This window comes from Streptococcus sp. UBA4344, assembly GCF_002393675.1.
Taxonomy (GTDB): Bacteria; Bacillota; Bacilli; order Lactobacillales; family Streptococcaceae; genus Streptococcus; species Streptococcus vicugnae.
In genome coordinates this window covers 46,465-70,761 of record NZ_DGTE01000006.1, presented here as the reverse complement: position 1 = coordinate 70,761, position 24,297 = coordinate 46,465, and the positions used below count along the sequence as shown (strand labels likewise).

Here is a 24,297-nt window from a genome sequence, read left to right as displayed (position 1 = left end):
AGTGAATCTGTGCAGTATGAAGCCCTTGCCGAAGGTACATATGAAGAATATTATCGAACTTATCAATTTGATAAAAGTGGTAAATTTTATAGTTACTATTATCAAAAGGCTGATGTATGGAAAGATGTTTATGATAAAAGTGATATAAGAAAACAAGAGGCACAAGGATATGTTGATGAGGTTATCAATCCCATTGTCGAAAAAATGGAGGTAAAACCCAAAGTCAACTTACAATGGTTATTTAACAAAAAATATCAAAAAAGATTTACATTAAATAATTAGTTCATCATATAATAAAACTATTTTTCTTTTAAGAGATATGATAGAATAAGCTAAGCGATAAACTTTAACACAAAACTAGCAACCTCATCTGAGATTGCTAGTTTTTTCTATATTCTAAAACGGTTCATCCACATCGACTGGAACAGCTTGAAACGGTTGAGATTGTTGTTGCTCCAGTTGCACAAAGACGGTTTGTTGACTTTGGCGTCGTTTTTCAGCTGCAGTTTTATTTTCCAAAAAAGTAATACCAGCAATTTGGGCTGGAGCAAGATACTGATGAGTTCTGCGCTGACCATTTTTATCAGTATAAACACGTTGAATAATCTCTCCTTTAATCAAAATAGGTGAACCTTTTGATAAGCTTTGTGCCATAATCTCAGCTTGTTTGCCATAGACTTGAACTGGAAAGAAGGTAGAAAGAGGCTGTTGTTGCTCATCTAATAAGCTAGAGTCACAAACAAAATCAAATTTGAAACTAACATTTCCATTTGCAGTTTTTCCAACCGCATCTTCTGGAATATTGGCCACACGGCCATTGGCAATAAATTCTTGCATTGGTTTTCCTCACTTTCTGGTTAACAGACAGTTTACCTGCTCCAAGCAACAAGCCACCTAGAAGATTTAAGGCACAAATAAGGTGACTTGCTGGTCAGAACAGGTAAGACCTGTCCTAATCTTAATTAGTTTTCTTTGCGCTTACGAACCCCAACGATTCCAAGCACAAACATGAGAACACCAAAGGCTGATGCGATAATGTTCAGTGGTGTGGTTTCATCACCCGTCATTGGCAAGACGCTTTCTTGTACCACTGGCACCTCTTCAGGGGTTGTTAGTGTTTCCACATCAGTTGGTGCTTGTGGTTCTTCTGTCACTTCCTCAACTGGAATACGTTTAAAGTAGTGGGTCACATCTCCTGTTTCTTCATCAACGATTGTTTCCACGAATTCGTAACCGTCAAACTCACCCTTATCTTGTTCACCGTCTTCTGGGTCTTTCAAGGCTTCGTTAGAGGCTTGGTCAAGCCAATTCGTGACAATCTTATGATAGACATAAGTCACTTCTGCACCATCTTCCGTTAGTGTTCCTGTTTCTTCACCAATAGTTTGTGCTTCTTGCAACTTATAACGTACACCGTCAACCTCAATGTAATCAGACTTGTTATCAGTCGTGTCATAATCAACACCAAGTGACGAATCTTCCAAATCAAAGACATCTTCTGCAATGATATTGCCATCTTCGTCAACGTAATGAACGACAACACTTGCTAAAACTTCTTGATAATAGTTAGTGATTTCTGTTGTTCCCTCAACAACTTGACCCGACAGATTATCAGCTGTTGTGACTAATTGATAGGTTTGACCGTTGTCAAGGACGATTTGATTTTTTGGGTCATTACCTTGATAATCTGTTCCTGTATCCACATTTGACACAATCATATCATCAGCTTTAAGTTGTGTTGTCGTTCCGTCAATATAATAATGTTCTACAACAGACCCTTTTTTATGTTCATAAACGTACGTTACAAGTGTTGTTCCACGAACATAAGAACCAGTCGCATTCGCAGGTGTTGTGACTAAGTTATAATCATCAAACGTTTTAGCACTTGTTGTATAAATTGTACCAACAACTTGTTTAATAGCATCTTCTGTTTCAAGTGTCATTCCGTCAATTGTGACGTGTTCGACAATCAAGTAACCTGTTTGTGTTGCAGTCGCAGACGTTGTCGCTCCTGTTTCTAAGACTTGTGCCGTTGACGTATTTTCTGTAATACCATTTGATGAACTTGTCACCGCAGAAACATTCGCATAGCCATCTACCACGCTAGCAGTATCGTAGATAACTGGAATCAACAGTCCATAATAACCAACTGGTAAATCCTCTTGAAGCGTAATTGTTACAGAATCGGTTGAAACGTCCGTTACTGTTGCTTTATCATTAGTTAACGGATTAATATAAGCATTATAAGCATTAACATCTGCTGTCGCATACGCTCGTTTTGGTGTCAACGTTACCGTATCACCAACCGCTAATTGAGACGTGTCAATATTTGCACCAGTTAAATCACTTAACGTGTAAGTCGTACCTGCTGGATCAATATCAGAACTTTGGATAGCAACTTCAATTTGTTGCACATCTGCTGTTCCTGAAGCCGAATCATAAAATTTTGAATTCTGACCGTCCAAACGTACCCAATCACCAATATTGACTATTGGTACAGCTTCAATCGTTGTGCTATCAGTAGCCAACGTTTGACTACCAGAACTAATCGTTGAGGTCAACATCCATTCATCTGGACTAGCAACCACAATATTATAAGCATTTGAAGAAGAAATTGTGTACTTGATTTTCTCTAAATCATTTACTGCTGATGTAAAGGTTACGATAATTGTTCCGCTGTTCATGCCAAGTTGCATGTTAGCTTTAGCAATATCATTAGAACCAAATTGTGGTGCAGAGGTACTAGTGTTCTTTACAGCAATCGTACCAATGACTGTATTAGTTTCATCTGTAACCGTAGCACCATTTAACCCTGTGACATTTGGTAAATTTTCATAAGTGTAAGTGACGGTGTCACCCTCTTGTGCAGAATCAAGTTCTGTCGTAATACTAAAAGCTCCCTCTGTACCAAAACCACTATTATAATCATCATTAAGATTGATGATTGCTGTTGAGGTTGCTTGGTCTGAAATATTCGTTGCCGTTTCAGTAGTGCTAGCAGCCATTAACATCACAGGTTGAGTATCAACTGCCGTAACTTCTTCCGTTTCTGCCACTTCTTTTGAATCAACTGTCTCTACTACTTCTGTTGGTTCAGTAACATCAGTTACTACTTCGTCAGTCGCAACTGTTTCTACTGCTTCTGATTCTACTGTATCCGTTGTCTCAACAGTATTATCCACTTGCATATCTGCAACTACTTCTGTTTGAGTTGTATCAGCTGTTACTTCATCAGCGGAGACATTACCTGCTAGGCTAATAGATACCAGCGTTCCAACTAAAGCTAAAGTTCCAACTAGTGATTTTACTGCTTTATTTTTCCGCAATGAACCATGTCCATTCATTTTTGACCGCTCATTAAACAAAACTTTTTTATTCATTATTTTCCTCCATTGTTTTCATAAGTATTAACAGTTACACTTGAACCATCTACTGCTGTTTCTGTCGTTGATGACATTGGTTCTGCACCAACTTCAACGGCTTCATCTGACACATCATAAGTGACATTATCTGCCTTATCATAAGTACGAGTTAATTCGCCCGTCTCACTATTATAGTTACTATCTTGTAGTGTATAAGACGTATCTTGTGAGATAACAGGTGCGACTTCATCATAACCAGTTGTTGATTGAATCACATTACCATTATTATCTACAACAGTTGTTTGTGACACGCTATTATTATCTGGATTATTGTCATTATCATAATAAGCTGTCCAGACAGACGTTGCTGTTGTTTCACCTGACGGATTATAATAATCAGATGTTTTCGTATTGATATACTGTACATTCGTTACAGTAATATCTGTCGTATCACGAACATTGTCGTTTGCGATATAATCAACCTTATTAACTGTTTCATCAGTATAAGCACCTGATTGGTAATAACTTGAATTTAAAAATTTAATTGGTGCTAATTCATTGTTTTGAACACCATCTACTGATACTGTACCTTCCATAATGACATTATCAATCACGATACCTTGATAGCCTGTATTTCCAACCGTGTGACTACCAACTCCAGCACCATATTTTGATACAATTTGGTCTGTACCATTAATCAAAGCTAAACCAGTTAAACCTTGATAAGACGTAAATTCTGAATTAGTAATAGAAATATTTGAGCTAGCGACACCGTCATAAGAATCACCTTTCCAAATTTTAGCCCACGATTTAGAGGCATCAAAGAAACCGCTATAAGCATTACCATCTAATCCAGTAGCTGTTCCAAGTGCTCCTTGAATCGCACTATCAATTTGAATGGCTTCAGAATAAACAGAATGACCGTGAGACTTAAAGAGATTATAAAGATACTCTTGACTTAAATCAGTTGATAGAGCTGAACCACGAACAGCAATATTGTTAAAACTAATGTTATCAGAACCCATCACATCAAAGATATGGCTGTCTCGGTGTTGCGCATTGTTAAAGGTCAAATTCTCAAAATTGAGATTTGACGTATGGTAAAGCCCTGTATAAAAAGCACCTGATTTTGTTGTTCCCGTATATGGATTAGTGTAAGTCTCACCATAAACGAAGTTCTCATCAATGCCAGTCGTACCATAAACCGTCAAGTTAGAAACCGTGCGATTGTTTTGGTCACCTGTCGCACGTCCAGTAACAACACCATTACCAATTAAAAGTGTTGAACCATTAAAATCAACATTGCCTGTGGCGCTTGGTAAATAAAAATCAAAGTAACCATTGTCAACCACATATGTTCCTTTAGGGAAAACAATATCTTCTGTGTTGTAGAACCAGATATTATCTCCTGTTAAATCAAGACCTGTTTGAAGCAAGTAAGCCTCAAGGTCAGCTTGCGTGTAAATTGCCACACGTCCAACCGCTTCATCAACAATGGCTTTATCTTTTGCAAATTCCGCCCACGTAAAAACTTCTTTACTATCTTTAGCTGTTAGCACAAGGTAACTCACTTCATTTTCTGATGTCGGTTCATCTACCGAATCAGCACTAGTTGAAGTATCATTTTCAATGACCGGAACAATGTAAACATCTTCATTCGTAGATTCATTATGCACACGAATAATTGATGAATGATTATCGTTATTTTGAACGTTTGATAACTGCTCAATAACTGCCTTGTTTTCTTTAAGACTCGTTGCATTGACATCTGGTACAACAGTTGAATCAAGAGCTTTACTGTGACTAATATCATCTGATGAATCAGGTTGTACTTCATTTACGACATCACCATTTGGTGAAATCAAACGATAACTTGTTTTATCAGAAGTCCATTTAATCGTATAACCAACAGGTAAACGGTATTGTTGTCCGCTTGCTAAATCTACATTTGACAATTCAGCAAGCACATTAACATCATTATTCGTTGCGATTGCTACAGCCCAAAGAGTATCACCATATTGTAACTGATAACTAGTCGCTCCTGTTTCAATTTGAATATCACCAGGACTATTTGCCACCCAAGAATCAGCAGATACTAACTGACTTGTACTTAAAGCAAATATTGCTAAAACAACAGCGCATAACTGTTTACCATATTTCCGCAACCCATAAACTGGTTTCTTCTCCATAAACTAATCCTTTCTTTTAAATTTTCTAGTATCACCACCATGAGCAATTGCCCAAGTTGAGAAAGTAGCAAAACCAAATAAAATTAACACGACAATAAAGATCATTCATCGTTCTCCCTTAAACAATTTTCTTTTTCTTCCAAAGGAAGCCAACCAAACCTAGTATTCCTGTTCCTAGAACACTCAAAAGTGTTGTATTCGTATCACCTGTCATCGGTAATGTTGTGCTTTCACCTGTTGATGTTGTGACCGAAATCGTGCCATCGCTGTTTGTCTTTGCTCCAATTGCCTCAGGAGTCGTAATGGTTCCATCAGCTAATACGACTGACCCATTTTGCGTGCTCATAATCGTTGCGCCTGTGTTGGTATAAACAGGAGTTTCGCTAGTCACATCCTGTACGACTTGACCAGTTACTTGACTCGTGGTGCCTACTTGGCTTGCACCTGCATTCGCAGCGGTTTCTGCACTAATATTAGGATTGTTGGTTGGCACTGATGTATCAGGTGTCACTGTTGAAGTCCCACCGTCTGTTGTTGGAACCTCAACGGTTCCTGATTGCTCTGTCGCTGGATCATCCACTGGGGGTTCTTCCGTATCACCAGGTGTCTCAGAGTCACTTGGATCTGTACTTGGAGTGTTTGGTGCTTCCTCACTTTGTCCTGGAACCGTTGGGCTGTCTTCTCCTGTGTTCTCACCAGTCGAAGGTGTTGTTGGATCAACAGGAACGGTTGGTTCCGTTGTGGAACCTGTATCAGATGTTCCTGGAGTTGTATCTGATGTGTCAGATGACGTATCCGTTGATGATGAAGGTTCTGGAGTGACCACTTCCGTTGACGGTGTCGTTGGGTCAAGCGGAGTCACCTCATCCGCAAAAGCTGTTCCTGCTGTTGAGAAAACCAAAGTTGAACTTGCAAGGGCTGCAATCAATTGTTTCTTTTTCATGAATTTAAATACCTTTCTTATTCTTCAAAATATGGGGTTTCGGTTGGTTCTGTGGTAATCACATAGCCATAACGACTGGATTTTGACGCTTTCACCGTGTAGGTTAAGCGACGGCTTGAGGTCGTATCGTCCTGTTTCACCGCTACGACATAAGTCACTTGATACGTTTTATCCGATGAGTCATAAGTAACTGCCTCAAGAATGACAGACTGTAACGTCCCACTTTCTGGTTGAGTGTACTTGGCATCGCCATCAGATAAGAAGTCTGTGAGAGCTTCCTTGTTGCCTGAATAATAGTTAGGAAGAAAGAAGCGGCTAAAGACATCAATCTGATGTTCTGCTGAGATGAGGTTTTGCGTCTCTTTTTGTTGCTGATAAAGATAAGTCACTTGCTCAGTCTTTTGAGAGAGTTGAGCAAGGGCAAAAGCAGATACTCCAAAACCAGCTACAGCAAGCAGTAGCGATGCAACCAACCAAACGGTCAAACGCCTAATCGTTTTAGGATTCGGGTTAGGTTCTTGTTTGACTGGTGGAGTGACTGGCGAGACCTGAGTCGTTGTCCTTGCCTGAGAAACAGGCTTTACCTGCTCTCCTTCTTCTGGAAAGAAGGGCAAGGCGGAATCAGTCGTTCCTACGCTAACCTTATAGGCAGGATAAATCTGATTCTCAAAATACTCACGTTTCTCTTGGTAACTATAAGCGCTGAAAGTTGATTCTGTTAGAATAGCTGTGATAAGCGGATGAAGGAGCGTTTGGTAATCCTGGTTGAGAACAAAAGGACTCGCAAACACTTCACCTTCAGTCACTACTTCCTTTCCTTCTAAGTGTGCCACAGCAACTTTCTTCAGTTGAAACTGGCCATAAACCTGTAACAATTCTTGAAAAAGCAACTCTGCCTGAAAAAAGGTCAGGTAAGGGAGCGACTCTTCAATCAGCAATTTCCCATCAGAAAGCTTACTATCTAACCCCTCAATAATTCCTAACAATTCAGAATCATCTTCAGGAGACTTGCCATCCTCCCAAGTCAATTCTAGAAAGAGGTCATCGGTTATCAAGCATTTGGAACTTTTCTTAAAAGGGCTAAATGCCATAAAGGCCTCCTTTCTTAATTGACAAAGTTATAGAACCACTCCACGATACTTGGTCCTGCTGAGACAAGCACAATCCCAATCGCAATCGCTAACCAATGCTTTTTAATGGCGGCTTTTATCTCTCGACCACCAAAGCCATAGACCAAACCTGTAACAACAACCGCAAAGCCAAAAATCATAATACTAATCCCCTGGACTTTGGTAATCCCTTGTTGCGCTAAATTTTGTGTTTTGGCAAATGGGTCCTCCGCATAAGCGGTCCTCGTCATCATTCCTGATAAAAAGAGAGATAACGATAATAAGTAAGGTTTCACACTCGTTTTGAGTCGTTGCAATAGTTGTGCCAAAATCGTCTTTATTTCCATAGACATCCTCCTTTATTTTTTGACAATTTTAGTGTAAGTAATAATTGAAAATCACGCTCTATAGGTACAACTCAGTTCCAAAAATCATTTTTGTGAAGTTTTTCTTCTTCGGCCTCTAGGTAAACTACCCGCTGATCCTGTCTGTGATTTTGGTCTGGTGCCTCCCCTTCAACCCAGAGATGAATATGATAGGTTAAATCTGTCTTAGGTAGTTCTAAGCTCTTTGTTGCAATAGGAGCTAAGACTTTGCGTTTAATCAATCGTTCCAAAGGTCGAGCACCATTTTTAACATCTGTTCCCACATCAGACAGGTAAGTGATTAAACTTGGCTCATAGCTAAGGCTTAACTGTTGTTTGGCCATGCGTGCCTCAATCTCTTCTAAGTTTTTAACGGCAATCTCTTCAATGACATCTCGTTCCAAAAGGTTAAAAATGAGTTTATTTTCAATACGGTTGAGAAACTCAGGACGAAATTCGGTTTGTAGTTCGCTATCCATCGATTTTTCAAATTGCAGGCGTTCACGCTCAGAAAGAGTTTTAAAGTTGCCTTTTAACTCTGCTTTATTAATAATCTTTTGTGCCCCAATATTCGTCGTCATAATGACAATGGTATTTTTAAAACTAATCACTCGACCTGTACTATCGGTTAGACGGCCGTCATCAAGCACCTGAAGAAAGATATCCATCACTTCACTGTGTGCTTTTTCAACTTCATCAAGCAACAAGACACTATAAGGCTTCTGTTTCACACTTTCCGTTAGCTGGCCCTTAGTACGAGTAGCCCTGTCACCGATAAATTTCACCACATCTTCTTTTTGCTTGTATTCAGACATGTCAAAACGAATCATAGCATTCTCATCATCAAAGAGGGCTTCTGCAATAGCCTTAGCTAATTCGGTCTTTCCAACACCCGTTGGCCCTAAGAAGAGAAAGGATGAAATGGGTTTATTTTCATCCTGCAATCCTGCTTGAGCAATAGTAATGGCATCCACAATGGCTGAAATCGCCTCATCTTGTCCTTTCACCCGCCGTTTAAGTTTCTCCGTTAAATCTTCTAAGCGGTCCTTATCGGCTTTTAAAATCGTTGTGATAGGGATTCCCGTACGATTTTTAAGGACTTGAGCAATCTCATATTCCGTGACGATTACCTTTTTCTCAGCTGAAGCAATGGTGGCTGCTTCGTCGATTAAATCGAAAGCTTTATCTGGTAAAAAGCGATCAGTGATATAACGCACGGATAAACTAACCGCTTGCTTGACCGCTTCAGGACTAATCGCAATATGATGATAGTCTTCATAAATTCTTTTAGCTTGGTCAATCATACGAATCGCTTGTGGTTGACTGGGTTCATCTACCATAATGGGCTGCATCCGTCGCTCTAAAGCACGGTCAGTTTCAACATAGTCATGAAACTCATCTAAGGTGGTAGCACCAATAAGTTGGATATCGCCACGGGCAAGCACTGGCTTAATGATGTTTCCTGCATCAAGAGCTTGCCCCTCTTGGCTACCTGCCCCAACAATAGTATGAAATTCGTCAATAAAGAGAAGATTTTTACCACGGGTTGCCACCATCTCTTCAATAATCTTTTTAAATTTGGCAATAAAGCCGCCGTCTTCGTCAGTCATTAAACTAGATAATTCTAAAGAGCGAACGGTTAAGCCTTGCAGGTCTTCTGGAACTTCTCCTTTTAAAATCGCTAAAGTCAACCCTTCAACAATAGCTGTCTTCCCAACACCTGCTTCTCCGACTAAAACAGGATTATTTTTAGTGCGTCTGCGAAGAGAGGTTATAACTGCTGCAACCTCTTTGTCACGACCATAAACCTGATAATCAGTCTCTTTTTGTGCAATCTTAGCAGATAAGCTATCAGTATATTTCTCTAGGAACGGTGTTCGGGAGCTGTTGGTCATCTCAATCACCCCTTTCTTTGGCAGCTTGAATTTGACTGCTTAATTTATCTTTAATGGCATCCACAAACTCACGAGGGTCAATCGCTCCTTCCCCAATTTGTGAGAGAAAGACTTCCCAGCCCCCTGTGGTCTCTGGCGATGAGAACTCGTTATCAATGAGATAATTAATCAGCAGGTAAGCTTTATCCGTTGGAAACAGCTGCCCTGTTTTTTGATCTTTTTTGACATAACCACGCTTTTGAATCGTCTGAATAATGGCACCCCGAGTTGCTTGTGTGCCTAAACCATATTTCGGAAAGAGTTGACTAATCAACTGGCTTTCGGTTAAGCGTTTAGGTGGTTTCGTAACGCCTTCAATCACTTGAACAGTCGTTGGAACTAATTGCCCAACCTGATAATGTGGAAGTTCGACATCTTTTCGGATGGCTTGCTCACTGTACTCTGCCCAACCTAAATTAATCATGTGTCGGCCAGTTGCCTGAAATGTCCAACCTTTATTTTCCAGTTGCACACTTGTCGTTTGATAACAACAATCAGCCGCAAACATTAAAATGGTTCGTCTCACAACAATTTCATAAATACGACGTTCCTCTTGAGATAAAGTAGCGAGATTCGGAATATTTTCTGTTGGGATTAAAGCATAGTGACTAGCCTTAGCCACCTTTTGGTCATCCACATAAGCCTCACGAGGCTGCACCTGTTTTGGTTCAAACGGACATTGGATAACTTCTTGGTAGCTATTAAGATATTGTTTCAAGTAAGCAAATTCATCTGTTGTGATAAAACGGCAATCAGTGCGAGGATAAGACAAATATTTTTTGAGGTACAGCTTCTCCACAATTTGTTCGGTCTTGGTTGATTCATATTGCCAGCGTTTCGCCGCAACCCCTTGTAAATCCGAGAGATTAAATAAGGGTGGGGCGGCTCGTTGATGGTCTTTCATTTCAATAGCCGTCACTAGTGATTGTCCTGCCAGCTCTTTAGAGGTTACTAGAGCCTCGTCACTATCACTAAACTTATCCTTGTTTGAGAATAAAACGCCTGTTGCACGATCTTCCAATTGTAACTTCCAATATGTTTGTGGCATAAAGCCACGAATAGCTAAATCATTCTCACAAATTAAACGAACGGTAGGTGTTTGAACCCGACCGACGGATAGACTATTGCCTTTTTGCTTAGCTAATTGCCCTTGGCGTTGTAAATCAAGTGTCGCTAAGGGAGACAAGTTCATCCCAACTAACCAGTCACTTTGTGCTCTCGCTTCTGCCTCTAAATAATAGTTATAGGTTTCGTGTGGGTCACGTAAGGTTTGGAAAGCGCGCTGAAGTGCTGCTGTGGTCATGGAGTTGACCCATAACCGTTTTGTGATTTTTTCTTTGCCACCTGGAATATGGGATAAAATGGAATAAGCAATGCGCTCTCCTTCTCTATCCGCATCCGTTCCAATAATAATGCTGTCTGCTTTACTAACTTCTTGGTAAATCCGATTAAAATAGTCTTTTGACTTTTTATCTTGTTTTAACTGCTGCTTAAAAGACACGTCAACCAAAGGTAGCTTGGTTAAATCCCAATTATCATTTGGCAGACCATATTCAAACAAATGTCCTTCCGCTGCTACAACATGCACCTCATCCTCAAAAAATGGACTTTGGGAAATGATATGGACGTTCTGTTGCGTGTTTGTTTTTCCTAAAGCAGCCGCATAAGCTTTTGCTTGTTCTTCTTTTTCAGCTAGTATTAGCGTAACCATGACATCTTCCTTTCTTTTTTGATAGGTTTATCGTAAGGGATAATCTAAAATCGTGCTGTAAAGGGACAAGTCAATTCTTAATATTCCTTTTTCTCATAAAAATAGGAATAAAAAGTTATATAACTTCTTATATATCACCAAATAAAAAGGAACGCTTGTTGAAGCGTTCCTTTTCAGCTTTAGCGTTTTAGCCCTTTATCTGGGACTTTGGGAAAATTTGGATCTTGTCCTTTAGCTCTCTGATAAGGTTTGGTATGCTGTTCTACCTGTTTAACCATTGACATCACCGTTTTATGAATCCGTGTCATCGAATCGGTCAAAGCTTTATCACTAAATATGCTCAAATTATCCGTCCATTTAGCCATATAACGAAACGCTTTATCACCCGTATCTAATCCAAAATGATTGGATACCAGGTAACTTGTCATTTCGGCTTCAAGCTCAGCCATATAGCGAGGAATCGGTTGAGGCGACGACTGTAATTTAGAGTTATGGAGAGTCGCATGAGCTAACTCATGAATGGTTGTCCCAATTTTTTCACCAGGGGTATTGTGAGGATTAAGCAAAATTTCTTGACGATTAGGATCAAAAGCACCTTTGATATTTCCCAAGGTATGGGCATCATCTGAAAGAATGCTTACTCCAATACTTTTAGCGTAATCACATAACCCTTCAAGGACTTCGTTGGTTTTTACCTGATCTGTATCAAAGTTATAGTGGCGATTTGGCATGGCCTTAGGATAGCTTTCGGGTTTTAAAGTCGTTTGAGAGAGTTCAAATACTTTATAAGTTGTGTATAAGGGTTGGCCATTTAAATCACGTTTTTGAAAAAGGGTAACCTTCAATTTCTTTTCCTTAACTAACGCTTTTTCTTGCGGTGTCGCTTGTGATAAGCGTTTAAACTTAGGATTGCCTTTCTCATTTTTGAGTTGGTTTCCGTTGCTATCTAAAACAGGAATCATCTTTTCCATCTGAGGTCTAAACAAAGTAATCCGAGACGTTTCACCAGCTTTAACAGATAAGCTATTGTGAACAACTTCTTTCGTTTGACCTGTACGCTTATTAGTATAAGTCGCTTTGGTTTGCATCACATCATCTTTACTTAGTCCTAGGCTCTCTCCCATCGCTTGCCATTGATTGTAGGTCGCCACGGCATTGGCACCTGGCCATTGAGCTTGAATGAGAGCAACGTTTCGAGGAGAAAGCGTTGGAAACTTACTCATAAAGTCAAGATACTCTGCTAAGTCTTTAGGAGACTGAGTATACTCACGGATTTTTTGAAAGGCTGCTTGGCTCAGTTCATACGCTGAAACTTTCTGATAGTCAACAGGTTCTGATGATTTCTTCGGTGAAGAAGGCGTTTTGTGAACCGTTGTGTTACTAGTCTGACGATTTGAAATCGTTCCAGAATTAATAATAACGCTATTGTTTTTAGCGACCGTTGAATTAATAATAATATCACCTGTGCGATGGTTTCCCTGGTTTTGAACAGGAGACTCGTTTAAAATTTCTTCCACCCGACGTTGAAAATGATTTCTTAACACTTCTCTTTCTGACGTGATTGTTTTAGCTTCATTATGTGACGCCGTCACTTCTTGTCTTGTCTCACGAGAAGTAGTTGGTACGCCTTCAGCCATATCTTCTGCTATCGTTTGGTTCAATACTTGATTTTCCAGCTGAGAAAGAACGTCATCATCCATTTTTGCTAAGTCCTGATAACCTGCTAAACGACGATAACCAAGCCCTAGCAATTGCGAGATTGGTTTGCTTTCCTCACCAATATGATAGCTGACCCCTTCTTTAACGAGTTCTCCACCAGGCGCATAAATCGCAAAGTTAACGATTGCATCAGTTACTTCATCACCTGCTTGAGAACGTTGATTTTGGTGATAGAGTTCTTTAGCAAAAACTTGGTAATCAATGAAGTCAGTTACCTGAAATGGTAACGAGGTTTCGTCTGATAAGTCCTGGAGGCGGACATGATAATGATTGTCATAAATATCATCTTGAGACCATTCCCGATAAAAATCTGAGGTCTTATCAAGCAATTTATCGTTGTCAGCAACTTCCATAATTTTCCTTAAATTATCGTCGTGTTGTTCGACATAGTCATAATACTTGTCCCAGGCTGGATAAAGAGCTTCTGGAATATTTTCTCTGTTATCTCTACCAATTTGTGATCCATTGTGATAAACCGCATCTAAGACGCTAGTAAAAGCTTCTGGCGTCACTTCATGTTGGGTTGGCTCTGGTGTTTCAACTTCTTCAAACTGTCTATTTTCGACAATTACTCTCATTTCCTCACCGTTATCTTTGATATAATTTTCATTAACACGGTGAACTTTAGTTCTACCATCTTTCTCAACAATGACTCCTAGTATTGTTTTTTCTTGAGATAATGTATCCATTTCCAAGTTGAGCTTTTTTCCAGGTTTCATAAGAGAAGCTGGAAACATTTCATCTTTATCATCAACTTGAAAGGCTAAGACCATATTTTTATCGTCTGAGCGGATAGCTGCTGAGGCATCTAATCGACCAAATTTTTCAATGGACGATAAATCATCAAAAACAAAAGAGTCCGTTTCTAAAATTTCTGGAAGTATTGGCAGAACTTGGATTTTATCTAAAAAACCAGTTCCAACAGCAATATTTGAAAAAGTTGTTTTCCCAGAAGCAATCTCGTCAATAAAAGTTTCTGATACAGAATCTAACCTATCTAAGTAAATCGGTGATAATCCAGTCAAGTGCATCCAATGACGCTTTTTAAATTCCACTTGTAAGGCTTTTGGCTCTTCACCATCAGCATAAAAATAAGTGACCGTCGAGTTGGCTAATTCATTTAGATACCAATTAGCAGATTTTTGAATTCCTTCAGCATAGGCATTCATATTGCGAATGTCCCTATTTTTAGGGTAAGAATAGCCTTGATGTAACCTATAATTTGACTTTATATTCCTATCAATGTTAAAATGTAAGGGAACATTGGTAGGAAAATTAGGTTGAGTTTCGTACTCAACGGGCTTCGGTGCTGCCCCTGGAGAATCATCTCCTAAAGAACTGGAACTGCGATTAAACAATTCGCCCCCAGTGTTAAGCTCTTGGCTTTGGCTAAGAGCTTTTTCTTTTAGAGAAGCACTAAATTGATTATAATCTTGTTGGGTATAAAGGTGTTTACCAATTGAACCTTCTGTTATCCAAGTTTGTAAATCAGTCAGTTTGTCTCTGAGACTCGTTCCAGGATTAATGTCATCAAGCCAAGCTTCACCATAAGTTAGAAAACCTAAGGGACCATTTTCCCCTAAGACAGCTATTGACCAGTTGTTTTTTTGATTCTTACCTTCAAAGATTTTGTCTTCACTTGATGAGTAAACATCTAAAATTAATTGAGTTCCTTCAAAATCAACCTTCTTAGTATGTACCCACTCCGTTTCCTGGTCATTAGTAGGCATGTTATCAAAACCAATAAGATTACTTAGTTGTTCAATAGCCGTTCTGATACTGTTATCGTGTTCCACGGAACCATAACGACGTTCAAGATAGTCATCATCAATAATGAAAGTACCGTAAGACTTCAATTCACCAACGGCTTCTTTTTCAGCTGTTAGAGGCTCCAAAAAGCTATTCACTTCTTCTTGAGAATACAAATGATTTTCCACTTGATTCCTTGTTACCCAGCTATCAAGATTGACCAGCTCCTCTTCGACATTAAAATTATTTCCCCAATCCTCGCCATAAGCTAGATAACCTAGTGAGTGATTGTCTCGTGTAACTTCAAGCGTCCAAGGGGCTTTAATATCTGAAAGATTATCTACTTCTTCAGGACTGTGGACCTCTAAATTAAGACTATATTCTTGGTCAAAATTGACTGTATTCGTATAAAGAACACTATCATCACTTGCAATGGTACTAATTAAATCAGCTTCAGTTGATAAGCTTTCCTGAATATCAGAAAGTAAACGTTTTTCTATTTCTGGTGTTTCTACCTCTTCTCCATTTTCAACTGGCAAAGGCTCCATAGTAGTCCCTTCAATTTCGGCAGATGACCTACTATATATTTCGGTAGCTTCTTCGTTAATCCCATCAGGAAAAAGATCAAGGATACTTTGCCCATTCACTTCGACATTAAAATCTCCACCTGCTGCAGAATCAATTGCCATTAGGATATCTAACGGTGTTCCTCGGTCAGGTTCGGACAAAAGGGAAGATAACTCTTGACGTTGCGGACGCTTTAGGCTCTCCTCTACAAATTGGTATAGGTCTGAAACATTGTCAAACTCTTTTGAGAGGCTATCAGTAGAAACCGTATAACTGTTGACTGGTTGAGTGACCGTGAGGGCTTCCCATGGTTCGACTGATGGTTCTTCATTAAGGAGACTATGTTCTTTAGCGATGGTAATAAAATCCTGAGCAGAAAATTGACTCAAGGCTTCTCGATCAATATCACGGTTTATATAGCGCTCAATGAAGCGATACATCGGATCCGTCTTAACTTTTTCAAGGTCAATGAGCAACGATTGATAACGTATGTCATCGTGATAGCTATTTGATTCATTTAAGACCTCTTCGGGGCTGTATTTTTGCATGAGCCCCATAGCCTCCGCAAACGACTGTCTATCAAATTGATTTTGAAAATCTTGCTCCTCTTTATTCTCCTGTTGTAAATAACTATTCCAATCTGCTTTTTCTTGCCCTTCTGGTAAGTCTGGAATATCTACTGTCAAACCGACACCTTTGCTTTGGAGAGAGGCGATAAAGTTTCGACCAGCCTCATCATTATCAACCGCAAGTGTGATCACATCCGCATTCTTGCCCTCTGTAAAATAGTTACTGTCAACAGCAGTTGTTAAACCATTAGCAAGTTCTTCATTACTCCAGCGTAGGTCTCGTCCTGAACGCTCTGCTTGTAATTCAACTAAATGACGACCAATAGTTGCTTCTTTTAAGCCATCCATTGATACCAAGCGCACATCTTGAAGATTATCCTTATGGAGTTCATAATAAGACATGAGGTCAATCGGACTTTCCGTAAAGATTAAACGGTTTGGTATTCCAATATCCACATGTAACCCATTCATCCCATCTGAATTTCTAGCAATGCTCTTGGCATAACCACGTTCTGACCACTTCTCCCAGTTTTCTTCAATCCCTTGCAAATTAGCACCAACTACCGCACCTGAAGATGATAGTGTCTTAAAAACAACAACAGGTTCAATACTATTGTTTAATTTCGCATTCGCTTGTGCTAGTACGCCTTTATCTAAAAAGAAATCAATAGTATCATCTGATAACCCTCGTTTTTCTCTAAGATAGATTCTGGCTTCATTAAATGGTTGCTCATAAGGTTTCAGATAATAGTTAAAGGGTTCCTCACTGCGTTCAACCCTTTGAAAAGCCTTAAACTCTCCATCATTCAAAAAATCGACAGATTGATTAAAATCAGTCTCTTTAATAGTCTCAACAAGAGAAATGACATCTCCTCCCAAATTGCGTGAGAACCATTTCCACAAATTCTTATCAGGTGAAATCACGAGACTATCATGTTCTTTCCAGCGATAATCTCGTCCTGATTGAACGAGTTCCATATTTAACTCATTAGCAACATCTAAAATATCTCGTGAGCGAGCAAGTTCAATCCGCTCTCTTCTGCTCTTAGCACGTGTTTCCTTTTCTGGCATCATACGCTCCTTTCATTAAAAGCACTCGTACTGAGGATGATAAGGCTTATTATCATCTGGGGTGATAAACAGTTCTATTGGTAAATGAATCAAGTCCCCAACAGATAATAAGGCATACTGTTTGGGATTATGTTGATAATCTAAACAAACCTCTAAATCTGCATTTTTACCTTGACCTTCAAAAGTAACTAGTAACGTTTGATCATCCATCGTTTTGACTAACCAATCTGCAGCCACATCAAACTGTTCTGGCGCAACATCTGGAAAATTCAGTTCCATATGCATTACTCCTTTCTTTATACGATTACTTTTATCGTAAGCGATAAGCTAAAATCGTGCTGTAAAGGGACAAGTCAATTCCAAAAAAAGATACTGATTAACGATCAGTATCTTTTTAAATTAACGATTTTGGCGGTATTCTTCTTGCTCTTCTCGTTCATCACTACGAGCTCTTTCTGTAAGTGCTCGGTGGTCTGCCCGCTGGGCTTTTGAGAGTGAAGCTGTTAACTGCCGCATAAAACTAGTGTCTATCGTTGCTTTACCGTGTGCTTGTTGCAAATTTTGGCGATGTGACTGTTTTTGAGCCTGCATTTGCTTTGCAATTGCTTGTTGGATCTGCGTTTTTTGTTGACTCTCCTCTTCAGGTAATAGTTTACTGTAGAGTTGTTTAAGTGTTGAAAAATGTTGCGCATTTAATCGTTTCAACGCTTTGACTTGTTCATCATCTGATGATACTGCCATCACTTGATTATTTTGATAGATATCATGTTTCACCTGAAAAATAGACAGGTGAGTCTGTAACGCCTCAGCATACTCCTGTTTAGTAACATCTTGTCCTCTTAACAAGGATAAGATACTTTGATCTTGAAGCGTTGAAAGAGCTTGTAATTCTTCTTGCAGCTGTTTGACTGGTATCTGAATGTTCTCTCCCGATGCTTTTGAAACGGGCAGGGAAATACTATCTTGAAATTGTTGGGCAAGCAGCTTCTTAGCAGTGATGGCCTCTGGTTTGAGTTTATAATTTGGGGTTAATTGCCATTCAATGAGCTTAAGTTCTTGAGCTATTGCTTGTCGTTTAAAGTCTACAAAGGCTTGGTCAGTTGCTAAGGGCTGAACTTGTTGTAGGAGCTTCTGAGTTACTAGGAGCTCTTTTTGTTTTTCTTCTAGTCGACTAAGCTTTAGTGCATAGCGAAAGGTGCCAAGTTCTTGACGCTCTTTCAAGGTTCGATTGGGTTTTTGTTTTGCTAAGTCCACCAATTCTTTTAATTCGTCAGATGAGAAGAACGATAGGTCTTTCAAAGTTAATTGTTTAGCTAACAGATTCTCTTCCACTTGACTGATGTCATAAACCTGGTCTTGGTGGAAATCAGGCTTGCCAACGCCATTACCATATTTGTCATAGCTGTCATAAACAGGTTTGATAATCGTAACAGCTTTGGCATTAGGGGTTAATTGATAACCTAATTTTTGCCAAGCCTCTAACGATTTTAAAACACTTGCTTCTGGTAACTGTTCAAGAATCCGTTGTTGATTCAACGTTGAAAAATGAGTCAAGTTGGCCTCAAAGGGATTTTGAAACTTAGGTGGTGTTTCTCGAAAGGAACGGAAAATACGATTGGCTAACCGTTCTCTTAGTTCTGCTTCTCGACGAGCCACTAAGTGGTCTAAATCGTATCCTTTAGAGACTCTTTGGATCCGAATAACTTGACCATCTATTTTTCTCAATTTTTCATAGGTCTGATTTTTTTCAGCTGAATAAGCACCCTCATATGTTTGTAAAAAGTCACGGGTTTCTTGCAAAAATTCTTGATAAAGGCCCTTGCCATCATGTGCAAAATAAGAGTCCAGGTATTTATCTAAGAAGAATTTACTCACCGCAAAATCTTTAGCATTCGATCCATAGCGCCACTTCTTTTGAAATGGCAAGTGATTATAAGCCTGTTCCAAAAAATTTTTTTCAGTTGAACGAACCACTCTGTTTTCTTGAACAACTTGGTCAATGAGATTAGCTTTTAGGTTCGCTAAAATTTGTTCCTTTCGTAATAGGGCAGAACGTGTTTTGTCATTAATGAGGCCATGAAAAACGTCACTTTTACATTTTTGAATCGTTTTTTGCGAAAAATTACCACGATATTCCATTCGGTGGCGAGGTTGATAAAAAAACTTTTCTCGCTTTGATTCTATCTCAGAAAGCCCAAAGTGTACATGGATATTATCGGTATTTAAATGAATGTTGCCCCACCAAAAAGCCGACTCTGACAATCCTTCTTTGGCAATCATTTTGGGAATCACATCTCGCATAACCATTTTGATGGCTTGCTGGTCAACACGACCTGTTGCACGATCATATAATCCTTGAGCTGCTAAAAACTCATTATCAAATGAGATAACGCCTTGCCAAAGTAAGGAGCCATTTTCGTGAGCTTGTTCTAGCTTTTGTTTGAGCTCGGTTACTTTTTCCCGCTGCAAATAATTGGCATCCTGAGTAAAAATAGCCGTCAGGTCATCTGTTTGTTTTTCAGTCGCATAAGACCGATTCATATAATCAATATATTCTTGAAAGTTAAGTGTGGTTTCTGGGACCTCTGTTTGAATTTTTTGAAGCTGACTTTCAGTCATCCCTTCGACAGATTGTCGGTGAGTTTCTAAGTCAAGGTCATTATCCATTTGGACGGCCTCATCACGATTCGTATAATCAACATAGGCACTATTAGCTTCGGTGTATTGCAACATAAAGGTAATGTTTGGACTTGATGAGTCACTCATTGTTTCCAGCTCCTTTTTCCTTAAAATAGACCATCTTTTCGCAATTGAGCATAATCGCTTAAGAGGGGTTGCAGTTCTTCGGCTTCAATTTGAAATTCATTAAACCATCTACCAGATGGTGAGACGTGTAAGTCATTTTTATCCGTTAAAAACTGCATGGGAATAAGTAAAATAAACGGACGTTCTAATTCAGAACCTGGCTTACGTTCCAAAAAAGCGACAATAAAATCTTGATCACCTTTCGTCCGAAAGTGCCAATGATAAGACTGGCTATTCTTTTTGGAATATACCGAACTGTACTTCACATCAATCGTCAGTCCATCAAACCAAAAATCATAAATGGGATTATTCTTCTGAAAATATTTATTGGCATCCGTTGCTTCAGGCACATACTTTTGAAATAATTCTTCTGCTAGTCCACCTAATCTGGCACTTCGTGAGCCGTATTGAATTTTATCTTGTATGGTTAAACACCCACTTTTAATTAATTTCAAATGGGCAATGTGAGTAGGCAGACCCGACTGCTTAACGGCCTCGTGAAAATCTCCTGTTGCTAAATACAACTCAACAATATCATCACTCATCGGAAACTCCTTAATGGGAATGTTTTATGGTTTGCCCTCGGCTAACATCTTCTTTGATAACATCTTCAATACGTGCCATCAATTCATGTTGTTCAGGATCAAATTGGGAGCGAATGGATTCTAAATTTTGAATATCAAATTGCTCACCTTTGGTAATAGCATGAAAATTAGTGAGTTCTAAATAGAACATGCGATCTAATTGACGTTTGATGGTGCTTAAATCACCATTAATTTTTTCCAGTTGATCATCCTTAATGTCATTTAGTTGCTTCATGCGTAAGCCAAAATCTTCCGTCGTAGTATTCTCTAAAAATAATTCATGAAATGTTCTAACTAATAACACAAAGATCGATGAGCTACTCATCTCCTTCTCTAGGTCATTGAAATTTTCAAAATACTGTTTTATGTCATCAAAAAATTGACGCTCCTCTGGTGAAAAGTAGATGGTCATACGACTTGGTTTTTTCTTCATTTTCTTCTCCTTTATTTTCTTCTTTAACTACTTTTTTTGTGAACTGCCTGTTAGGTAATTAATGTCATAACCTGGTTGAACATTAAAAATATAAACATCAAATGAGATGGTATCATCTTCGACACTTTGCGCTTCGAGTCTGACCCCTCGACAAACTAACTCCACATTTTTAAATAGTGGTGTCACTCGATAACGGACATGATGATTAGTTTCTTTGATATAATTAGCAATTACATTTTCATAATAAACCATTGATGATGGCTCATCATCAAAATTAGCATTTAGTGCTCGAGTGCCTGTAAATAAATTTTTAACATTAGCGTTTTCACCACTTAACTCAAAAGCAATTAAGTGGGACCGATTATACAGATAATCAGACTTGCCATTAAAGGTAATTTTTTTATTTTTCCAGCCAGTTGGTGTAACGTTTGAAATGTCTTCACGTTTTTTAGTTGGCATTAATTCTTGTCCCAACATTGCTTCAGCAACTCCAACACGATTTAAAAAATCTAAATCAGAATAGCGTTCCCAAGAGCCATTTTCCAAACTTAATTCTTCACTGGTAAATTGCGCTTTATCATTAACGGTAATCACTTGTTTTCCGTCATATGTTTTTGCTTTTAACGCTTCATTTTGAGCTTGATAAGCACTACTTGATGTCGATTTTTTTTCTTCAGCCGAATCAGCAATATTTAATTGGGTCGCAATATCATTTTGCGAAAAAACAGTAACAATACGTTGAATGTTTCTAGGTTGAATTAGAAAGATTGTTAAAAATAATAAGGCTACTAATACCGATTTATTTTTCTTCATGGTCAACCACCTGCTCGTCTTTCTGCCTCAAGTGCATCCACATCATCCATAAACCGTAACCAATGTAAGGTGAGGTCTTCCACAATATCTTGTTTAGCACTAAAAGCTGTGAGTGAAATTTCATTTTTAAGTAACAACTCTAAAATTTGCGCTTGCTGTTCTTTGATAGTTGACAGTGTTTCCGCAAACTGATTACCGTACAAATTAAGACCATCATTCATCACAATATTTTCAATTTGGGACAACATAAATTCATTGAAACTAGCATAATTATATTTTTTAGAAATGGTATGTAGTTGTTCAAATATATCGTCCGAAATGTTTCGAACTTTAATTTCTTTAGTCATCACTTTCCACCTCACCTTCATACTCCAACCAACGAGAAATATGATCCCCATAACGATCTATTTTGCCTTCAAACGTTGCTAGAATGTCTGCTTGTTTTTGCGTTTGATTTAAAATATGTTTGGTCGTCTCTTTCATGTTTTCAAGATAAGCTAAATACAAATCCTGTGCCCGATTAAATTGACCGTATTCAATTTTTTCACGGAGTACCGATAGTAAAAATTCATTAAATGATTTAGCTTTATTTTTTTCTGCTAATGCTTTTAAATAATTAACTTCATCACGTGACAGTCCTCTAATTTTTATTTCTACTGTTTGATTTTTTGATACCATTTTTAATCTCCCTTCCTGTCAAAAATTGGCGCCCTTCTTTTATCTTTTAACGAGGTCAAAGATAAAAGAAGCAAAACAGAAAACCTCAACCTCACAACGTTACGAAAACAAGTTTTCGACTTATGTGGTTTTTCTGCACACTCACACCACCCTTTATGGCTAATGCCAATTTAGGGTGTCAGTGCTTGAAAAGAGCATAAGGGAAACTGTCCCCACGTTCCGTGTGGAGTTGATAGTATCAACGTTTCCTGTGTCCCCAATTTTCTCGGTTTCACCTACTTTTACTTACACCATTACTTACATCTGCTTACTAAGTAAGCACCTAACCTACCTGTTTTTACTTACAAACACTTACAAAAATACCTACATCAACTCACTTAGTTTTAACAAAAATTTTTAAGTATTTCAGATCACTTTTCAACTGAAAAAGTTATCCGTTTTGGACCATTTGATGTGATTCATTTTGCTCTTTTTTCTCAGCAAGACGTTGTTCTTTTTCAACTTTTTTGAGCTCTGCTAATTCTTTTTTTAAGTTCGATTGGATCGTTTCATATGATAATGTTTTGTCTTTTTTGAGTTGAATTTGAACAAATAATTTGCCGATATTTTTTTGAAGTTTTTCTTCTGCAAGTTTGCGTTCATTTTCCAATGAAGCAACTTTTTTCTTTGCTTCTTCAAGTGCTAAATCGATTTTACATAAGTCTTTTTTTGCCATACAGATATAGCCTCCTTTTTGAAATTACGTTTAGTATAAGTGATAATTAAAAAACGTGCTCTATAGGTACAGTTGGGTTCAAAGTAACCAAAAAAGTTCTCCAACAACTGTTAGAGAACCCTTATTTTTTCAAAAATTGTTCTGTTTAGTCACCTTTAGAAGACAATTTTAATGACTGAATGCCTTCAACTTTTCTTGTAAAAGCTTCCTGTTGTGATAGCTCTAATTTTAATAACGTCCAATGAAAATAACTGGCATTTGGTGTCGCAAAACCAAAGGGATAAAGTTTGAAAACTAGTAAATGGTTAGAGTCAACATCCGCAAATTCTCGCTGTGTTTCTTGAGTATGCACATCAGTAAAATAGTGTAATCCTGTCTTTTTAGCGCTATTGATAAACGATAAATCAATCACATTTTGATAGTCTGTTTGAATTGCTTTTTGATTAATGAATTGCATTCTATCGGTTGCATTTTCCAGTTTAACATCTTCAAAAAAGTTATCTTTAGGTGGTAGTGAATCACCTTCTTTTCGGATAGCCAGATATGGTTTATTGAGTACCTTTTTGAACAGATAGTGTCTAAATAATTTAGGATAAACATAGCGAATAATGAGATAAAAACTAGCTGAAATAACCCAAGCTTTCAATAAGGAATTAGCTACTTGTTCGTTTGAAATCTCACTATAACCAAGCATAAAGACAACATACCAAATTGTACCTTTAACTAACTGAAATAGAGCTCTTAGGTAATTACTAATATCAAACGAAAAGCGTGAGAAAGCATGAGCCATAATCAAAACTAACATAAAGAATTGGACGGCTTCCATATCTTGCGAAAAAGCTTGTGTCGCTATTCCTAAAATAAGTGCTGACAAGAGAGAAAATTGCCATTTATTTACTGTTTCTAACAACCAATTGGCAATGCTTAGTAAGATTAGTTGGCGTTCTTTTTTGGTCCGTTTTAATGTTTTAAAAGTCATTT

18 protein-coding genes and 1 pseudogene are annotated in these 24,297 nt (G+C 38.4%); 1 reads left to right on the top strand and 18 read right to left on the bottom strand.

Annotation, left to right across the window (positions count from 1 at the left end; all coding sequences use genetic code 11):
• Nucleotides 1-282 (top strand): annotated as a pseudogene (locus B4D49_RS01355) (hypothetical protein); the annotation flags it as partial.
• Nucleotides 283-396: 114 nt separating this feature from the next.
• On the opposite strand, the gene B4D49_RS01350 reads toward B4D49_RS01355, so the two are convergent.
• The 18 genes from B4D49_RS01350 to B4D49_RS01265 form a co-directional block, all read right to left on the bottom strand.
• Nucleotides 397-837, bottom strand: a complete 441-nt coding sequence (locus tag B4D49_RS01350) for a single-stranded DNA-binding protein (RefSeq protein WP_286782957.1) — start codon at nt 835-837, stop codon at nt 397-399.
• Nucleotides 838-962: 125 nt separating this feature from the next.
• Nucleotides 963-3,380, bottom strand: a complete 2,418-nt coding sequence (locus B4D49_RS01345) for a MucBP domain-containing protein (RefSeq protein ID WP_286782956.1) — start codon at nt 3,378-3,380, stop codon at nt 963-965.
• On the bottom strand, nt 3,380-5,551 hold the full coding sequence (locus B4D49_RS01340; RefSeq protein WP_286782955.1) for a hypothetical protein: 2,172 nt from the start codon (nt 5,549-5,551) through the stop codon (nt 3,380-3,382). Before B4D49_RS01340 ends, B4D49_RS01345 begins: the two co-directional genes overlap by 1 nt.
• Nucleotides 5,552-5,669: 118 nt before the next feature.
• The gene (locus B4D49_RS01335; RefSeq protein WP_286782954.1) at nt 5,670-6,494 is read right to left on the bottom strand and encodes an LPXTG cell wall anchor domain-containing protein; all 825 of its coding nucleotides are present in this window, start codon (nt 6,492-6,494) and stop codon (nt 5,670-5,672) included.
• Nucleotides 6,495-6,511: 17 nt separating this feature from the next.
• Nucleotides 6,512-7,585 (bottom strand): hypothetical protein, encoded by a 1,074-nt coding sequence (locus B4D49_RS01330; protein ID WP_286782953.1) that lies wholly within the window; start codon nt 7,583-7,585, stop codon nt 6,512-6,514.
• 14 nt (nt 7,586-7,599) lie between these two features.
• On the bottom strand, nt 7,600-7,950 hold the full coding sequence (locus tag B4D49_RS01325; RefSeq protein WP_074566416.1) for a TrbC/VirB2 family protein: 351 nt from the start codon (nt 7,948-7,950) through the stop codon (nt 7,600-7,602).
• 71 nt (nt 7,951-8,021) lie between these two features.
• Complete coding sequence (locus B4D49_RS01320; protein WP_286782952.1) at nt 8,022-9,863, bottom strand: AAA family ATPase; 1,842 nt, start codon at nt 9,861-9,863, stop codon at nt 8,022-8,024.
• A gap of 1 nt (nt 9,864) precedes the next feature.
• Nucleotides 9,865-11,613 carry a type IA DNA topoisomerase gene (locus B4D49_RS01315; RefSeq protein ID WP_286782951.1) on the bottom strand — a complete coding sequence of 583 codons (1,749 nt, stop codon included), beginning with the start codon at nt 11,611-11,613 and terminating at the stop codon, nt 9,865-9,867.
• Between the two features lie 179 nt (nt 11,614-11,792).
• Nucleotides 11,793-17,288 carry a PBECR4 domain-containing protein gene (locus tag B4D49_RS01310; protein ID WP_286782950.1) on the bottom strand — a complete coding sequence of 1,832 codons (5,496 nt, stop codon included), beginning with the start codon at nt 17,286-17,288 and terminating at the stop codon, nt 11,793-11,795.
• A gap of 15 nt (nt 17,289-17,303) precedes the next feature.
• Nucleotides 17,304-17,567 (bottom strand): hypothetical protein, encoded by a 264-nt coding sequence (locus B4D49_RS01305; protein WP_286782949.1) that lies wholly within the window; start codon nt 17,565-17,567, stop codon nt 17,304-17,306.
• A gap of 120 nt (nt 17,568-17,687) precedes the next feature.
• Nucleotides 17,688-20,054: a MobP2 family relaxase gene (gene mobP2, locus B4D49_RS01300; RefSeq protein ID WP_286782948.1), complete on the bottom strand. Its 2,367-nt coding sequence runs from the start codon at nt 20,052-20,054 to the stop codon at nt 17,688-17,690.
• 20 nt (nt 20,055-20,074) lie between these two features.
• Complete coding sequence (locus tag B4D49_RS01295) at nt 20,075-20,638, bottom strand: hypothetical protein (protein ID WP_286782947.1); 564 nt, start codon at nt 20,636-20,638, stop codon at nt 20,075-20,077.
• Between the two features lie 10 nt (nt 20,639-20,648).
• On the bottom strand, nt 20,649-21,110 hold the full coding sequence (locus tag B4D49_RS01290; protein WP_286782946.1) for a hypothetical protein: 462 nt from the start codon (nt 21,108-21,110) through the stop codon (nt 20,649-20,651).
• Nucleotides 21,111-21,137: 27 nt separating this feature from the next.
• Nucleotides 21,138-21,923 (bottom strand): DNA/RNA non-specific endonuclease, encoded by a 786-nt coding sequence (locus B4D49_RS01285; protein ID WP_286782945.1) that lies wholly within the window; start codon nt 21,921-21,923, stop codon nt 21,138-21,140.
• A 2-nt stretch (nt 21,924-21,925) separates the two neighbouring features.
• The gene (locus B4D49_RS01280; protein ID WP_286782944.1) at nt 21,926-22,270 is read right to left on the bottom strand and encodes a hypothetical protein; all 345 of its coding nucleotides are present in this window, start codon (nt 22,268-22,270) and stop codon (nt 21,926-21,928) included.
• Nucleotides 22,263-22,601: a hypothetical protein gene (locus tag B4D49_RS01275; protein WP_286782943.1), complete on the bottom strand. Its 339-nt coding sequence runs from the start codon at nt 22,599-22,601 to the stop codon at nt 22,263-22,265. The genes B4D49_RS01280 and B4D49_RS01275 overlap by 8 nt, the downstream gene beginning before the upstream one ends.
• A 430-nt stretch (nt 22,602-23,031) precedes the next feature.
• Complete coding sequence (locus B4D49_RS01270; RefSeq protein WP_286782942.1) at nt 23,032-23,316, bottom strand: hypothetical protein; 285 nt, start codon at nt 23,314-23,316, stop codon at nt 23,032-23,034.
• Nucleotides 23,317-23,461: 145 nt separating this feature from the next.
• Nucleotides 23,462-24,295 (bottom strand): hypothetical protein, encoded by an 834-nt coding sequence (locus B4D49_RS01265; RefSeq protein WP_286782941.1) that lies wholly within the window; start codon nt 24,293-24,295, stop codon nt 23,462-23,464.
• Between the last annotated feature and the right edge of the window lie 2 nt (nt 24,296-24,297).

Bases quoted from the DNA above. Each gene is read 5' to 3' on its own strand.
- B4D49_RS01350 (WP_286782957.1), bottom strand. From the start codon at position 837: ATGCAAGAATTTATTGCCAATGGCCGTGTGGCCAATATTCCAGAAGAT.
- B4D49_RS01345 (WP_286782956.1), bottom strand. From the start codon at position 3,380: ATGAATAAAAAAGTTTTGTTTAATGAGCGGTCAAAAATGAATGGACAT.
- B4D49_RS01340 (WP_286782955.1), bottom strand. From the start codon at position 5,551: ATGGAGAAGAAACCAGTTTATGGGTTGCGGAAATATGGTAAACAGTTA.
- B4D49_RS01335 (WP_286782954.1), bottom strand. From the start codon at position 6,494: ATGAAAAAGAAACAATTGATTGCAGCCCTTGCAAGTTCAACTTTGGTT.
- B4D49_RS01330 (WP_286782953.1), bottom strand. From the start codon at position 7,585: ATGGCATTTAGCCCTTTTAAGAAAAGTTCCAAATGCTTGATAACCGAT.
- B4D49_RS01325 (WP_074566416.1), bottom strand. From the start codon at position 7,950: ATGGAAATAAAGACGATTTTGGCACAACTATTGCAACGACTCAAAACG.
- B4D49_RS01320 (WP_286782952.1), bottom strand. From the start codon at position 9,863: ATGACCAACAGCTCCCGAACACCGTTCCTAGAGAAATATACTGATAGC.
- B4D49_RS01315 (WP_286782951.1), bottom strand. From the start codon at position 11,613: ATGGTTACGCTAATACTAGCTGAAAAAGAAGAACAAGCAAAAGCTTAT.
- B4D49_RS01310 (WP_286782950.1), bottom strand. From the start codon at position 17,288: ATGCCAGAAAAGGAAACACGTGCTAAGAGCAGAAGAGAGCGGATTGAA.
- B4D49_RS01305 (WP_286782949.1), bottom strand. From the start codon at position 17,567: ATGGAACTGAATTTTCCAGATGTTGCGCCAGAACAGTTTGATGTGGCT.
- mobP2 (WP_286782948.1), bottom strand. From the start codon at position 20,054: ATGAGTGACTCATCAAGTCCAAACATTACCTTTATGTTGCAATACACC.
- B4D49_RS01295 (WP_286782947.1), bottom strand. From the start codon at position 20,638: ATGAGTGATGATATTGTTGAGTTGTATTTAGCAACAGGAGATTTTCAC.
- B4D49_RS01290 (WP_286782946.1), bottom strand. From the start codon at position 21,110: ATGAAGAAAAAACCAAGTCGTATGACCATCTACTTTTCACCAGAGGAG.
- B4D49_RS01285 (WP_286782945.1), bottom strand. From the start codon at position 21,923: ATGAAGAAAAATAAATCGGTATTAGTAGCCTTATTATTTTTAACAATC.
- B4D49_RS01280 (WP_286782944.1), bottom strand. From the start codon at position 22,270: ATGACTAAAGAAATTAAAGTTCGAAACATTTCGGACGATATATTTGAA.
- B4D49_RS01275 (WP_286782943.1), bottom strand. From the start codon at position 22,601: ATGGTATCAAAAAATCAAACAGTAGAAATAAAAATTAGAGGACTGTCA.
- B4D49_RS01270 (WP_286782942.1), bottom strand. From the start codon at position 23,316: ATGGCAAAAAAAGACTTATGTAAAATCGATTTAGCACTTGAAGAAGCA.
- B4D49_RS01265 (WP_286782941.1), bottom strand. From the start codon at position 24,295: ATGACTTTTAAAACATTAAAACGGACCAAAAAAGAACGCCAACTAATC.